Origin of the sequence: Amorphoplanes friuliensis DSM 7358, from assembly GCF_000494755.1 — a bacterium.
Classification (GTDB): domain Bacteria; phylum Actinomycetota; class Actinomycetes; order Mycobacteriales; family Micromonosporaceae; genus Actinoplanes; species Actinoplanes friuliensis.
The window spans coordinates 5603994-5619094 of record NC_022657.1 but is presented as its reverse complement, the minus strand read 5'-3'; the positions used below and the strand labels follow the sequence as shown (position 1 = coordinate 5619094).

Genomic DNA, 15101 nt, shown 5'->3' with positions numbered 1-15101 from the left:
GCCTATGACCCCAGAGGCAGACGACGGCTACCGGGGCGGGCCGGGGGACCGGACAGTGGAGATCATGACCGCCCTGCTCGAACGCCCGGCCCGCCGGACCACCCCTGTCACGCTGTTCGGCCCCAACTGGTTCGCGTCCGTGATGGGCACCGGCATCGTCGCCACGGCCGCCGCGTCCCTGCCGGTGCACGTGCCGGGCCTGCGCGTCCTCGCCACGGTCGTCTGGGCCCTCGCCGCGGTGCTCCTGGTGGTCCTGCTGGTCGCGACGGTCCGGCACCGCACCTCGTACGCGGACGACCCGGTCCTGTTCCACTTCTGGGGCGCCCCGCCGATGGCCCTGATGACCGTCGGCGCGGGCACGCTGCTGCTCGGACGCGACTGGCTCGGCGAACCCCTGGCCGTGGTCGTCGACCTCGTGCTGTGGACCGCCGGGACCGGGTTCGGGCTGGTGGTGGCCGTTCTGGTCCCGTACCGGATGATGACCCGGACCGGCGACCGGCCGGACGCGGCCTTCGGGGGCTGGCTCATGCCGGTGGTCTCGCCGATGGTCTCCGCGGCCACGGGTGCGCTGCTCGTCCCGCACGTGCCGGCCCGGACCGAGCTGCTGCTGGCCTGTTACGCGATGGTCGGGATCAGCCTCTTCGCCGCGCTCGTGGTGATCAGCCAGATCTGGGGGCGGCTGGTGCGGCACGGCGTCGGGCCCGCCCGGCTCGTGCCGACCCTGTGGATCGTGCTCGGGCCGCTCGGCCAGTCGGTCACCGCCGTCCACCTGCTCGGGCGCGCCTCGGACGGCGTGCTGAGCGAGCCCTACGCGCAGGGCGCCCAGCTGGCCGCGCTGCTCTACGGCGTACCGGTGCTGGGTTTTGCGGCGTTCTGGGCGGCGCTCGCGGGCGCGATCACCGTGCGCACCGCCCGGGCCGGCCTGCCCTTCTCGCTCACCTGGTGGAGCTTCACCTTCCCGGTCGGCACCGTGGTCACCGGCGTCTCCGGTCTTGCCGTTCGTACCGGATCCGCCCTGCTCACGGCCGTTGCCGTCCTCCTGTACGCCGCCCTGGTCGCCGCCTGGACCGTCGTCGCCACGCGCACGCTGCGCGGGGTGCGCCGGGGTGACCTACTGAAAGTGGCGCCGCCCGCGTAGGGTCTGAGCAGGCCTTCGTCGAGGACCAGTGAGGAACAGGGTGGCCACGGACCTGCTCGCCGAGCTGGACGGCGCGCGCCGCCTGGCCATCACCGACGACCGGCCCGACCTCGCGGAACGGCTGGAACGGGCCGCTGAGCGCCTGCGGGTCACCGACGTGACCGTGGCGATCGTCGGCGAGTTCAAGCAGGGCAAGAGCACCCTGGTCAACGCCCTGCTGCGCACCGACATCTGTCCGGTCGACGCCGACATCGTCACCGCCGTGCCGACTGTGCTGCGCTTCGGCACACCGCCGTCCGTCACGCTGCAGATCCCCGCCGAGGACGGCACGCTCAACCCCGTCGGCGTGCCGTTCGACCAGCTCCGCCGTTATGTCACCGAGGAATCGTCCGCCGGTGACGCCACACCCCGCAGTGTCGAGGTGCGCCTCGACCGGCGGCTGCTCGGCGCGGGTCTGTCGTTCGTCGACACCCCGGGAGTCGGCGGTCTCGACTCCGCCCACGGCAACCTCACCCTCGGTGCGCTCACCACGGCGGACGCCGCACTCTTCGTGACCGACGCGTCCCAGGAGCTGACCGCGCCCGAGGTCGACTTCCTGCGCCGGATCCTCGACCGCTGCCCGCACGTCTACTGCGTCGTCACCAAGACCGACCTGCACGGCGAGTGGCGGCGCATCGTCGAGCTCAACGCCGGCCACCTCGCCAAACAGGGCCTCGACGTGCCCATCGTCGCCGTCTCGTCGTTCCTGCGGCTGCGCGCCCAGGCCCGCGACAGCACCGAGCTCAACACCGAGTCCGGCTTCCCGCGCCTGGTCGAGCTGCTGCGCCGTGACGTCCTCGGCGCGGCCCGGTCGGGCCTGCAGGCCGCGGCGCGCGCCGAGCTCGCGTTTGTGGTCGCCCAGCTCCGCGAACGCGTGGAGGCCGAGCAGGCCGCGGCGGCCTCACCGGCCGCGGCCGAGGCCATCACCCACCGGTACGCGGAGAAGCAGCGCCGCACCCGCGCCCTCGGCTCCTGGCAGACCGTCCTCGGCGACGGCATCCAGGACCTGACCGCCGACGTCGACCACGACCTGCGCGAACGCCTCCGCGGACTGCTGCGCGGCGGCGAGGAGCTGCTCGACGAATCCGACCCCAAGGAGACCTGGCGCGACTTCCAGGCCTGGGCGTCCCGCGAGGCCACGGCCGCCGCCGTCGACAACCTGATGCTGCTGGTCACCCGCACCGAACAGCTCGCCCGCGACGTCGCCGAACGCTTCGACCTCGAGTACGACAGCCTCGACGTCGACCTCCCGTCGGTGGAACAGGGCCTCGGCAAGGTCGGCGACCTCGACGTCAACTTCCACAAGTCCGGCATGCAGCAGTTCCTCGGCGCGTTCACCGCCGCCCGTGTCACCTACGGCGGCTTCTACATGCTCGGCGCCCTCGGCGCGATCTTCAACGTCGCCGTCGCCGCCCCGATCGGCCTGATCGCCGGCCTCACCCTCGGCCGCCGCCTGATCAAGCAGGAACGCGAACGCCAGATCCAGCAACGCCGCCAGCAGGCCAAGGTCGAACTCCGCCGCTACGTCGACGACGTCAGCTTCCACGTCGGCCGCGACTCCCGCGAGGCCGTCCGCCGCACCCAGCGTTTCCTGCGCGACGAGTTCGCCGCCCGCGCCGCCGCCGTGGACCGCTCGACGGCCGCGACCGCCGCCGCCGTCCGCGAGACCGCCGTCCTGCCCGACGCCGAACGCCAGGCCCGCGCCCGCCACCTGGCCGAACGCCGCACCGAGTTGGACCGCCTCGCATGAGCATGCTCCCCGACGTGCAGACCCTCCTCGACCGCGCACTGGCCGAGACCAGCGACCGCACGGTCCGCACCGCGATCGCCGACGCCCGCCGCCGCCTCGGCGAACCCCTGCGCGTCGCCATCGCCGGCAAGGTCAAAGCCGGCAAGTCCACCCTGCTCAACGCCCTCGTCGGCGAAGGCCTGGCCCCGACCGACGCCGGCGAGTGCACCCGCATCGTCACCTGGTACGCCGACGGCCCCACCTACGCCGTCACCGCCCACCTCACCGACGGCACGGTCACACCGAGACCCTTCAACCGTGTCGGAGGGGCGGTCCAGATCGACCTCGGCCGCCCCGCCGAACAGGTCGACCACCTCGAGGTCCGCGTCCCCAGCGCCCGCCTGCGCCGCCACACCCTGATCGACACCCCCGGCATCGCCTCCCTCTCCACGGACGTGTCCCTGCGCACGATGGCGTTCCTCGACGCCGAAGCCGACCGCCCCGCCCAGACCGACGCCGTCATCTACCTGCTCCGCCACATGCACGCCAGCGACGTCCGCTTCCTCGAGTCCTTCCACGGCGACGGCCTCTCCAACGGCACCCCGGTCAACGCCGTCGGTGTCCTCTCCCGCGCCGACGAGATCGGCGGCGCCCGCCTCGACGCCATGGAAGCCGCAGCCCGCGTCGCCGCCCGCTACGCCTCCGACGAAAGACTCCGCCGCCTCTGCCCGGTGGTGGTCCCCGTCGCCGGCCTCCTCGGCGCCGCCGGTGCCACCCTCCGCGAGGACGAATACCGCACCCTGGCGGCGGTCGCCGCCGAACCCATGCCGGTCGTTGTCGAGCTGCTGCTGACCGCCGACCGCTTCGCCACCTCCGCCCCGGAACGCCGCCGGACCCTCCAACGTCTCGGCCTCTTCGGCGTACGCCTGGCGGTGCGCCTGATCCGCGAACAGCAGGTCCACGACTCCGCCGACCTCGCCGCGGCCCTGACCGCCCACAGCGGCATCGACCGCCTCCGCGAGGTTTTTACCGCCCAGTTCGTCGGCCGCAGCGAGGTCCTGAAAGCCCGCTCGGCGTTGGCCGTCCTCGACGAATACCTCGCCCCGGGCTCACCCCTGGCCGCCGAAGCCGAACGCATCCGCGCCAGCGCCCACGAGTTCGTCGAGCTGCGCCTCCTGCATCTGATCCGCTCCGGCCGCCTCCCCGGGACCGAAGCCCAGCTCACCGAAATGGACCTCCTCCTCGGCGGCGCGGGCGGCGCGGCCCACCACCGCTTGGGCCTCCCCGCCGACGCACCCGCGCCGGTGATCGCGGCGGCGGCCCAGGCCGCCCTGGCCCGCTGGCAGACCATCGCCGAACACCCCTTCACCGCCCGCGAACTCCGCACCGCCGCCCGAGCCGCCTCCCGCACCTGCGAAGGCCTCCTCGCCACCGTCACCTGAGCGCACCGCCGTCTCGATCGGACATCCGACACCCCGCCCTACGCTCGGCCTGACCGGGTCGGAGCTGCGCTATCCGCGCTCGGCGGTGCGAAATGCCGGAAGTCGAGTCGTTACGAACCATTGGCGGTTACCAACTAAGCACCTAGTGTGACCATCCATTGACAGAGGGCTATGTCGGTGGATGGTGGTGATCGTCGAATGGCCGGTAACACTCATAGGTCGAACTGCGCCAACGCCCAGAACCCCGGGTGTGAATGCTCAGGCTGTGGTGGTTCTCTGCACGGCTGGCAGGGCTGGACCGCCCTTGCCGGAGCTGAGCCGCGAGCGCGGGCGGTTCGGCGCAGTGAACTCGAGAACGAGGTGCAGAGAGACGCCAAGTCCGGGTCGGTGCGACACAACAGCACCAACCGGCAGGCTTACCTGAACCTGGCCCGCTTGGACCTTGCCGAACAGCTCTGGGCAGAGGTCCCGGATCATGAACCTGACGGTCGGGTCCCGGAATCGGCAGCAGTCGACGTCTCGTCCGATTACGGGCGAGTCACTGTCCTGGGTCACACGATCATGGAGAAGAACTGGGACGAGATTTCGGCGGAGATCGACAAGCTGTCCAGTGGTGAAGTGAACGCCAGAACCATCAAGAAGCATCTTGCCGATCACATCTGGTGCACGTTGCTGGTGGCGGTGATTCAGAAAGTCGAGAGCTTGAGCCGGGCCGTCAGCTTTGTCTCCGACGGGGTCAAACGGTTCCTGCAAGGCGCCTTGGTGGAACGGCTCGGTTCGGCATTTTCCGACGGCTTGCGGACCGCGGTCGCCGGCATCGTTGTCGACAAGGTGTGGTTCGCCTTGACGAAGCTTCTGGAGGTCCATTTCCCCTTCCTGGGAACCGACATCCTCCGGGCCCTGCGGATGCTCGCCGTTTTCAGTTGTCCCTCGATCGAGAGGCATCCCGAGGTCTACGAGCACGCTGTTCGACCGCTGCTCGGTGACGCGGGCGCTCTCATCAGTGAGGACGTCAAGGCTCAGGTCAGCGAACTCTTCGACGCGTGGGGTAAACGGCAGGGCTGGTGAACCTGCTTGTCGACTTGCTCGGTGGGCCCGAACTGCCCGATCATCGCCGGATGGTCGCCGACTTTTTGTTCAAGCCTGTTCTGACTGGCGACAAGGTGGTGCTGCGGCCGTTCGAGCCGGGGGACTTTGCCGGGATCAAGGAGGCGTTGCTCGATCCGGAGGTCATGCGGCTGACCGGGAGTCAGCCCGTGGTGTGGGATCAGGCGGCCGAGGCCCGGATGCGGGAGTGGTACGACACGCGGGCCGAGCAGGCCGATCGGCTCGACCTTGCCGTGGAGGACCGGGCCACCGGGGACTGGGTCGGTGAGGTGGTCCTCAACAAGTGGGATCCTGCCAACGCCGCGTGCAACTTCCGGATCATGTTCGGGCCGTCCGGGCAGGACCGGGGGCTCGGGACCGAGGCCACCCGGCTGATGATCGGGTACGCGTTTCAGCGGCTCGGTCTGCACCGGATCTCGCTCGAGGTCTACAACTTCAACCCCCGGGCGCGCCGCGTGTACGAGAAGGCGGGTTTTGTCGCCGAGGGAGTGCTGCGTGACGCGTTGCGTACGGGGGACGGGTGGGTTGATGCGACCGTGATGGCGATCCTGGCCGACGATTGGCGGGCCCTGCCCGAGGAGCGGAAAGCGCTGATCTACGACCAGCAGGGGTGACCTTCGCGGGCTGTTCCCTGGGTGAGGGTTTCCTCGTCGCCGCCGTCCTTGGTGGTCACGACGATCCGCGGCTTGTCGAGGGGGCCGCGGGTGAAGGCCAGCCACTCGCCGCCGGGGGCCCAGGACGGGTCCATCTCGCGTTCGTCGTCCGTGGTCAGTTCGTGGGCGTCGGTGCCGTCGCTGTCGACCAGCCAGATGTCGGAGATGCCGGGGCCGGTCCCGTGGGTGTACGCGATCGTCTTGCCGTCCGGTGACCACGCCGGGTCGTAGGCCGGGCCTTCGTCACCCCGGGTGATCTGCTTGCCGGGCTCCTCGGGGTTGTCGACGTTCACCAGGTAGATCTGGCGTTCGCCGTCGATCTCGGCCCAGTAGGCGATGGACTTGCCGTCGATGGACCAGGCGGGGTCGTCCTTGACGGTCTTCGCCGAGGTCAGCTGGCGTGGCTCGGACTCGCCGATCTTGATGATGAAGATCTGGGCCTGCTCGCCGACCGTGCGCATGAACGCGAGTTTGGTGCCGTCGGCGGACCAGGTCGTCCGGCCGCCGGTGACATCTCCGATCACCTTCCGGGCGTTCTTGCCGTCGGCGTCCATGACCCAGATCTCGTTGCTGCCGTCGGCCAGGTTACGGGTCAGGGCGATCTTCTTGCGGTCGCGGGACCACTCCGGCAGCACGTCGTTGCCGGTGTCCGAGATCAGGGTGCGGTCCGGCCGGCCCGGGGTGACCAGCTTGACCGACGACTTGCGTTCCGGCCGGTCGGGGCCTCCGGTGTCGACGCGGATCAGCATGGTTTCGGTCGGGAACCGCGGCGGCGCGACCGACGGGCCCGCCGACGGCTGAGCGCCGGTGTTGCCCTTCTTGTCACCCTGGTTGAGGGCGATGACGGCCGCGGTCGTGCCGGCGATGACCGCGAGCGTGATCGCACCGACCAGGATCAGGCGGCGCCCGTTCCGCTTCGGCGGATCGTCGTCCAACCTCGGAGGAGCCGGAGGGTACGAGGTGGGCCCGCCCGGCGATCCGGCCGGGGCAGGCGGCGAGAAGACCTGGGTACGCCCACCGGGTGCCGTCTGCGCCGGGCCCGTGCCGGGGATGGACGCCGCACCCTGCGAGAACGCGACGGCTCCCGCGTTGTGGCCGCCGGCGCCCGGCATGTACTGCGTCGGCGCCGGATTTCCCTGCCGGTGCCCGCCTTCCTGCGGCGCCTGGCTCTCGTGCCAAGGCTGGTCCTGGGGTGCGGGACTGCCCGCCTGGGTCGCGGTGCCTTCCGACCAGTGCCGGTCGTCCGCCTGCGAAGCCCCGGCGCCGCTGACCGGGGCGGTCTCGGTCGCCGGGCCGGCGGCAGCTGCGGACTGGGCGTGGTACCAGTCGGCGGCGGCCTGGTCCTCGGGACGCTCCACGTGGTCGTCGGCCCACGGGTCGCTGGGGGTGATCAGCGTTTCGGACTGGTCTCCCGTGCTCTGCGCCCAGGCCGAGGCCACGGGCGCGGGCTGAGCCGGGGGCCGGCCGGCGGCGCCCTGGTTTCCTGGCCGGTTCGAGTTTCCCGGCCGGTTCGAGGCGCTGCCGTTCGTCGCGGCCTGCGTCTCCGGGCCCCGCGAGGCATTCGACGCTCCGGCAGTGGCTCCCGTCGGCGCATCCATCGGACCGGTGACAGGTCCGGTGAGGGGACCGGTGAACGTGCCGCCCGGGAAAGCCGCGGTGAAGGTCGCCGGCAGAGGATCGGTCTCAGGCCCAGGGAAGGGCGCGGTGGCCGGACCACGTTGGGACGCCGAGCCATTGTCAGCTGGGCCACCCGCCGCCGCGGAAGTTGCCGACGCCGGATCGTGGGCAGGCGAAGATCCGGCGGCCGTGCCACCATCTTGCGCGGGGCTGCCGGAACCGGCCGGGCTGGCCGAAGTTGCTGGGCCGCCGTTGGCGGCTGGGCCACCGGAAGCAGCCGCGCCGTTTGCAGCGGCGGAAGTGGCGGGCGTCGTGTGGTCGGACTCAGCCGGCGCCGAGCCGTTGGTGGCCGCGGGCTCGACCGCCGCGGCGAACGGCGAGGCCCCGCCGGTGATCAATGCCGTCGACACCGCCGCGCCCATCGCGATGCTGTGTTCCGGGTGCGGGTCGGCGATCACCGGCCGGTCGAACGCGGTCGACAGCAGCTGGCTGACCAGCGGAATCCGGGACGATCCGCCCGCGAGCAGCACAGCGTCCAGCTCGTCCGGCGACACTCCCGCGGCCCGCAGTGCGCGGTGCATCGCGGCGACCGTGTCCTCCAGCGCCGGGGCGATCATGGATTCCAGTTCGGAGCGGTTCAGGCGTACGCGGGTGTGGATGCCCGGGAGCGCGACCGGGATCATGACCTCGGTGTCGAAGGACAGGGCTTCCTTGGCCTCGACGCAGTCGCGGCGCAGGCGGGCCAGGGCGGTGACCACGTCGGGCTCGTTCGGGTCGAGGCCCTCGATCGTGGTGCCGAGCATGCCGAGGACGTGACCGAAGACGGCCTCGTCGAAGTCGGCGCCGCCGAGCTGTTCGATGCCTTCGGGGTCGCCGAGGAGCTGGAAGCCTTCGCCGTCGCGGCGCAGGACCGCCGCGTCGAACGTGCCGCCGCCCAGGTCGTAGACCGCGACGGTCTCGCCCGACGCGATCTTGCGGGCGGTCGCGTGCTGCAGGGCCGCCGCCTCGGGCTCGGTGCGGAGCAGGACCGGGCCGGTGTCGGCCAGGCGGAGGGCCTGGTCGAGCTGCTCGCGTTTGTACGGTCCCCAGTTCGCCGGGTGTGTCACGGTCAGCACCGCCGGCGGCTCGCCGTGCAGGCGGGCGACCGTGTCGATGACGTGGCGCAGCAGCTTGGCGGTGAGGGCGTGCGCGGAGAACGGCACGCCGCCGACCAGGATCGGCACCGGGTCGCCGATGCGCCGCTTGAACTCGCGCGCCAGGCGTCCCGGCTCGGCCTGGCCGCGGCGTTCGGCGGCGTCCCCGATCAGGAGACTGCCGTCGCTGTTCACGAAGACGAGTGACGGGATCTCGGCCCGTCGTCCGCCCAGCCTGACGACCTCGATGCGCCCATCGACGTTCACCGCCGCCGCTGTCTGGGTCGTACCGAGATCAACACCCAAGCCGTACTGCATCGCCACAGCTCCAGACCTTAAAGGGAGCGCGCCACGGGTGGCACCGCCGGAAGGACTGTGTCGGGGTGTTCTTTCACGGCACGACCTTGCATCCGGGGGCGACCGCCTGCCATTGCGTACAGAAGGATGTGGCCGCGTCGGCTGATCCGAAGCCGTCGTGGAGCAGCAGCCAGGAGCCGGCGCCGCCGTTGTCGTCGAGGTCGTCCGAGGTGAGGCTGTCGACGAGCCGCACCGGCATGCCCGCGGCGGTCAGGGTCGCCAACCGGGCGTCGGCGGCGGCCCGCCCACCGTCGCCGCCGGTGTGCGGGACGGCCTCCACCAGCGCAAACGGTCGCCCGACGGCCGGCGCTGCGCTGTCGTCGCTCAGGCGGGGGAGCAGCACTCCCGCGGTGGCGCCGAGAGCCAGAACGACGGCGACGACTGCGGCGACCCACTTCGGCACGAGGGGTTTGACGACGCCGGTGCCGACGGCGCTCAGCAGCGGTCGCGGACCGGGGCCGTGGACGGTGACGATCACGGCGTACTTCTTGGGCGTACCGATGAGGGATCTTGCGGGGCGGGCTCGGACGGACACCGGGAGGGAGCCGCCGGGCTCGACCTGCGCGGTCGCGGGCTCGATCTCGGTGGTCCCGGAGGGCGGGTCGAGCTCGGCGCTGACCCGCACGTCGGCGGGCTGAGCACCGTCGTTGCCCAGGTGAAGATCAAAAGTCTGCGCGGCGCCGGGCCGCGGCACCAGCTCTCCCCGCACCGGTACGGGCACAGCAACCGTCAGCAGTCCGGAGGCGAACCCGGCCGTCGCGCCGGTGCCGAGGTCCTCTGCCCGCACGGTGAACGGCACCAGCGACGCACTCGGCGGCTGATCGTGGGGGGTCTGCAGCACAAGCTCGACCGTGATTGCCGCACCCGCCGCGACCGTGGTGGCCGGGGGTTCGGCGGCGGCCCAGCCGGCGGCACGACCCCGCGCCACGACGAGCCGCACGTCGCGGGCGCCCGGCCCGGGGTTGTGCAGCTCGACCGGTACGCGGACGGCAACGCCCGGCGGCAGGACGACGGGTGTCGCCGGCAGGGTCAGTTCCACGCGGTGATGCTGTCACCAGGGGCGGGACGCCGGACCGCCCGGGTCGGCAACTTGACGATCTCAGCCGGTGTGCAGGCCGTAGAGGGTCAGCGCGGCGAGGCTGGGAGCGTCGACGATCCGGCCGGACCGGAGGGCTTCGGCGATCTCCGCGTCGGTGAACCGCCGGTGGACCATGTCCTGTTCGGACTGCTCGCGGGCGGTGTCACCCTCGGTGAGGTCCTCGGCCAGGTAGACGTCGAAGCCCTGCGTCGAGTAGCCGTACGCCTCGTACAGGTGGCCCAGGTGCACCAGGGAGCGGGCGCGCAGGCCGGTCTCCTCGGCCAGTTCGGTGCGGGCCAGCTCGGCCGACGTACCGGTCGCGCTGTGTCCCCAGCCGCCCTGCGGAAACTCCCAGGCCCGGCGCCCGATGGGGTAGCGGAACTGCTCGACCAGCCAGAAGCCGTCCTCCCAGCGGGGCAGGACCAGCGCGAAGTCCCGCTTCTCGACCACGCCGTAGATGCCCGGGGTGCCGTCGGGGTGGGCGATCTGGTCCTCACGCACCGTCATCCAGGGGTTGCTGTAGACGACGCGGGTGCTGACCTGCTTCATGCGACGATCCTGCCCGGCGCGCCGGCCCATTCCGACGCCAGCATCGCGAAGATGAGCTCGTCGTGCCAGGCGTCGGCGAAGCGGACACACTGGACGAGGTGGCCCTCCTGGCGGAAGCCGAGCCGGAGCAGGGCCCGGGCCGAGGCCTCGTTGCCGGAGTTGGTGCTCGCCGTGACCCGGTGCAGGTCCAGCCGGTCGAAGGCCAGGTCGAGCAGGGCTCTTGCCGTCTCGGTCGCCAGGCCGCGGCCCTGCGCGTCCGGGTGCAGGATGATGCCGATCTCGGCGTGGCGGTTCTCCACGCTGACCAGGGAAAGGTCGAGCTCACCGAGCAGGCGGCCGGTCTCGCGGTCCTCGGCCGCCAGGACCAGGCAGTCACCGTCCGCGGCCAGCTTGGTCATGGTCAGCCGCTGCCGGACCACGTCGCGGACACCGTCGGGTGTGGGCGGTGGCCAGTAGAGGTGACGCACAACTTCGGGCCGGCTGCGCAGGTCGAGGAGGGCCTCCTCGTCACCGGTCCGGAAGGGCCGCAGCAGCAGGCGCGGGGTGACCAAGGGCTCCACGAGATCCAGCACCCGCTCATGGTGCCGGTACGGTTCGCGTTTCGAAAGTGTTGACACCCCGTGACAGGCGCATCACGATATCCCCACCAGTCGATGGAAGCGCTCCCAAGGAGACCGCCCGTGATCCGCGCCCTCGGTGCCACCGCTCTGCTCGCCGTAGCTCTGACCGCGATAGGGCCGGCGTCCCCGGCCGCCGCGGACGAGGTCGAGCAGCTCGTCAACGGCGGCTTCACCTCCGGCACCGAACCGTGGTGGTCCACCGCGGGCATGCCGATCACCCTGCGCGACGGCAAGGCGTGTGTGGACGTCCCCGGCGGCACCGTCAACCGGTGGGACGCCGCGGTCGGCCAGAACGACATCGACCTCGTCGAGGGGGAGACCTACCGGTACTCGTTCACCGCGAGCGGCGACCCGGCCGGGCACGTCGCGCGGGCGATCGTCGGGCTCTCGGTCGCGCCGTACGACACGTACTTCGAGGCGTCACCGGTCCTGAGCGTGGCGGGTGACACCTACTCGTACACGTTCACCTCGGCCGTGACGACCGCCCAGGCGCAGGTCGCTCTCCAGGTCGGCGGCAGCGCCGACCCATGGGGGCTGTGCCTCGACGACGTCTCCCTGGTCGGCGGCGTGCCACCGGAGGTCTACCAGCCGGACACCGGGCCCCGCGTCCGCGTCAACCAGGTCGCCTACCTGCCGCGCGGCCCGAAGAAGGCCACGCTGGTCACCGAGACGACCACCAAGCTGCCGTGGCAGCTCAAGAACGCCGCGGGCACCACCGTCGCCCGCGGCCACACCGTCCCGCGCGGCGTCGACGTCTCCTCCGGGCAGAACGTCCAGACCATCGACTTCAGCCGGTACCGCAAACACGGCACCGGATTCACCCTGGTCGCCGACGGCGAGACGAGCCGGCCGTTCGACATCGACGCCGCCGCCTACGAGCAGCTGCGGATCGACGCGCTGAAGTTCTACTACACCCAGCGCAGCGGCATCGAGATCAAAGAATCACTGCGTCCCGGGTACGCCCGCCCGGCCGGACACGTCGACGTCGCCCCGAACCTCGGTGACGGCGCGGTGCCGTGCCAGAGCGGTGTCTGCGACTACAAGCTGGACGTCACCGGCGGCTGGTACGACGCCGGCGACCACGGCAAGTACGTCGTCAACGGCGGCATCTCCACCTGGGAACTGCTCAACCAGTTCGAGCGCACCTCCGAACCGGCCCGCCTCCGCGACGGCACCCTGGCCATCCCCGAGAGCGGCAACCGCGTCCCGGACATCCTCGACGAGGTCCGCTGGGAGCTCGACTTCCTGCTGAAGATGCAGGTCCCGGCCGGTCAGCCGCTCGCCGGCATGGTCCACCACAAGATCCACGACGCGAACTGGACCGGGCTGCCGCTCATGCCGCACCTCGACCCCCAGCAGCGTGAACTCCACCCCGTCTCGACCGCCGCGACCCTCAACCTCGCCGCCACGGCAGCGCAGGCAGCCCGCATCTACAAGCGGTACGACCCGGCGTTCGCCCGGCGGGCGCTGGCCGCGGCCCGGACCGCGTACACCGCGGCACTGGCCGAGCCCGCACGGTATGCGCCCGAGTCCGACGGTGTCGGCGGTGGCGCGTACAACGACAGCAAGGTCGACGACGACTTCTACTGGGCCGCCGCCGAGCTCTACCTGACCACGGGTGACAAGAAGTACGCCGACGCGATCCTGGCCTCACCGGTGCACACCGCCGACATCTTCGGCCCCGGCGCCTTCGACTGGGCCAGCACCGCCGTCGCCGGCCGCCTCGACCTCGCCCTGATCCCCAACAAGCTGCCGGGCCGCTCCGCGATCCGCGACTCGATCGTCCGCGGCGCCGACAAGTACCTCGCCATCCAGGCCGGGCACGCGTACGGCGTCCCCTACGCCCCCGCGAACAACATGTGGGACTGGGGCTCGAACAGCACCATCCTCAACAACCTCGTCGTCGTCGCCTCGGCGTACGACCTCACCCACCGTGACAAGTACCGCGACGGTGTTGTCGAAGGCATGGACTACCTGTTCGGCCGCAACGCGCTCAACTACTCCTACGTCACCGGGTACGGGGAAGTGAGCTCGCAGAACGAGCACAGCCGCTGGTACGCCCACCAGCTCGACCCGTCCCTGCCCAACCCGCCGAAGGGCTCGCTCGCCGGCGGTGCCAACTCGTCGATCCAGGACCCGGTGGCGCAGAGCAAACTCGCCGGGTGCGTCGGCCAGTTCTGCTACATCGACGACATCCAGTCCTGGTCGACGAACGAACTCACGATCAACTGGAACTCGGCCCTCGCCTGGGTCGCCTCGTTCGTCGCCGACCAGAACTAGACTGCATGCATGATCGACGTCGAGAAGCCCGTGTGGCTTCTCGACGTCGACGGCGTCATCAACACGACCCGCCCCGGCTGGGGCGGCTCGCCCCAGCGCTCGCTGGTCTGGTCCGGTGCCGACAACACGTCGTACCTGATGCGCTGGGCGCCGGGCCTGATCGACCGGATCCGTGCCCTGGTCCTCGAGGACAAGGTCGAGATCCGCTGGTGCACCACCTGGTGCCTGGAAGCCGACCGCCTGGAACGCCTCTGGAGCCTGCCCGCCTTCGCCCGCACGCTCGACAACGACCCGATGCCCCGCGGGCCGGACTGCTGGCCCCTGAAACTGGCGGCGGCGTGGTCGGTGCTGGCCGAAGGACGCCGGCTGATCTGGACCGACGACGAAGCTCTGCCGCCACCTGGGTCGGACCGTGACGAGCTGACGGTGGACGGGCGGGCTCTGCTCATCGCGCCGCGTTCCAATCGCGGCCTTCAGCCGGAAGACCTTGATCTGATCGCCAAGTTCGCCGAAGGACGCCGGCTGCCGACTCGTCGGGTCGCGGGTCGTCACCGTGGTGACTGACCCCGTTCTTGATGCCTTCGCGGCTGAGGCCGGGCGGCTCGCTGAGGCTGTGGCATCGGTGGGGGTTGAGGAGTGGGCGCTGCCTACGCGGTGCTCGCCGTGGACGGTTGCCGGGTTGCTGGGTCACGTGGTGACGGTGATCGGGTGGATTCCGGGGATGCTGGGTGGTGAGGCGCCCTTGTCGGCTGACGTTTCGGCTCGGGCGTATTACCGGGCTGACAAACGCTTTTCGCCGGAGTCGAATTCTGTGCGGATCGCTCTGGGGATTGAAAGGGCTGGGAGTGGGGGGCCTGCTCTGGCACGTGAGTTCTTGGCGTTGCAGGAGCGGGTTGTCGGGTTGTGCCGTCTGGAATCGCCTGATCGTGTGGTCCGCACTCGTCACGGTGACGCGATGCTGCTGACCGACTTTCTGGTCACTCGGATCGTCGAGGTGGGTCTTCATGGGGTGGACCTGGCCGACGCCCTCGGCCGTGAGCCGTGGCTGACGCCGGCTGCTGCTGCGGTCCTCAAAGATCTGTACGGAACCGGTGAGGTCGTGGGGATGGATGACGTCACCCTGCTGAAGATGCTCTCCGGGCGTCTTCCGGCTTCTGGGATTGATCTGGCGGGTTCTAATCCTTTGACGCTTGGGTGAGTGGCATTCCTCGGCCTTCCTTCCGGGGTGGTCGGCTCCTTCGCTTCTTTCCTTTGTTCTGGTTGGCGGTGGGAGCTGTTTACTGCGCACCGGCGGCGGGGGAGGTGTTCGTCGGGGGCGGGGTAGGGCTCCCGTGGCCGGTCGTTGGGTGGTTGTGGTCA

Annotated in this window: 12 protein-coding genes; 8 read left to right on the top strand and 4 right to left on the bottom strand. The window is 70.8% G+C overall.

Annotation, left to right across the window (positions count from 1 at the left end):
* Positions 1-4: 4 nt before the first annotated feature.
* From AFR_RS26020 to AFR_RS26000, 5 genes are all read left to right on the top strand, one after another.
* Positions 5-1138: a TDT family transporter gene (locus AFR_RS26020; protein ID WP_052359469.1), complete on the top strand. Its 1134-nt coding sequence runs from the start codon at positions 5-7 to the stop codon at positions 1136-1138.
* Positions 1139-1178: 40 nt separating this feature from the next.
* A complete protein-coding gene (locus AFR_RS26015) occupies positions 1179-2927 on the top strand; it encodes a dynamin family protein (protein WP_023364138.1) in 1749 nt (582 codons plus the stop codon).
* Complete coding sequence (locus AFR_RS26010; RefSeq protein ID WP_041841143.1) at positions 2924-4348, top strand: dynamin family protein; 1425 nt, start codon at positions 2924-2926, stop codon at positions 4346-4348. The genes AFR_RS26015 and AFR_RS26010 overlap by 4 nt, the downstream gene beginning before the upstream one ends.
* A gap of 387 nt (positions 4349-4735) precedes the next feature.
* Positions 4736-5416: a hypothetical protein gene (locus AFR_RS26005; protein WP_023364134.1), complete on the top strand. Its 681-nt coding sequence runs from the start codon at positions 4736-4738 to the stop codon at positions 5414-5416.
* Complete coding sequence (locus tag AFR_RS26000) at positions 5413-6069, top strand: GNAT family N-acetyltransferase (protein WP_023364132.1); 657 nt, start codon at positions 5413-5415, stop codon at positions 6067-6069. The genes AFR_RS26005 and AFR_RS26000 overlap by 4 nt, the downstream gene beginning before the upstream one ends.
* On the opposite strand, the gene AFR_RS43950 is transcribed toward AFR_RS26000, so the two are convergent.
* The 4 genes from AFR_RS43950 to AFR_RS25980 form a co-directional block, all read right to left on the bottom strand.
* Entirely contained in the window at positions 6051-9176 is a 3126-nt protein-coding gene (locus AFR_RS43950; protein WP_052359468.1) for an Hsp70 family protein, read from the bottom strand. The genes AFR_RS26000 and AFR_RS43950 overlap by 19 nt on opposite strands.
* 73 nt (positions 9177-9249) lie before the next feature.
* Entirely contained in the window at positions 9250-10254 is a 1005-nt protein-coding gene (locus AFR_RS25990; protein WP_023364128.1) for a hypothetical protein, read from the bottom strand.
* A 60-nt stretch (positions 10255-10314) separates the two neighbouring features.
* Positions 10315-10842 carry an NUDIX domain-containing protein gene (locus AFR_RS25985; RefSeq protein WP_023364126.1) on the bottom strand — a complete coding sequence of 176 codons (528 nt, stop codon included), beginning with the start codon at positions 10840-10842 and terminating at the stop codon, positions 10315-10317.
* Positions 10839-11414: a GNAT family N-acetyltransferase gene (locus tag AFR_RS25980; RefSeq protein WP_023364124.1), complete on the bottom strand. Its 576-nt coding sequence runs from the start codon at positions 11412-11414 to the stop codon at positions 10839-10841. The genes AFR_RS25985 and AFR_RS25980 overlap by 4 nt, the downstream gene beginning before the upstream one ends.
* 81 nt (positions 11415-11495) lie before the next feature.
* Here AFR_RS25980 and AFR_RS25975 point away from each other — a divergent pair, with 81 nt between their 5' ends.
* Genes AFR_RS25975 through AFR_RS44600 form a run of 3 tightly spaced genes read left to right on the top strand, consistent with a single transcriptional unit; the run spans position 11496 to position 14940 of the window.
* Entirely contained in the window at positions 11496-13742 is a 2247-nt protein-coding gene (locus tag AFR_RS25975) for a glycoside hydrolase family 9 protein (RefSeq protein WP_041841141.1), read from the top strand.
* 9 nt (positions 13743-13751) lie between these two features.
* Positions 13752-14306: an HAD domain-containing protein gene (locus tag AFR_RS25970; protein ID WP_023364120.1), complete on the top strand. Its 555-nt coding sequence runs from the start codon at positions 13752-13754 to the stop codon at positions 14304-14306.
* A complete protein-coding gene (locus AFR_RS44600) occupies positions 14296-14940 on the top strand; it encodes a maleylpyruvate isomerase family mycothiol-dependent enzyme (protein WP_023364119.1) in 645 nt (214 codons plus the stop codon). The genes AFR_RS25970 and AFR_RS44600 overlap by 11 nt, the downstream gene beginning before the upstream one ends.
* The last annotated feature ends 161 nt before the right edge of the window (positions 14941-15101 follow it).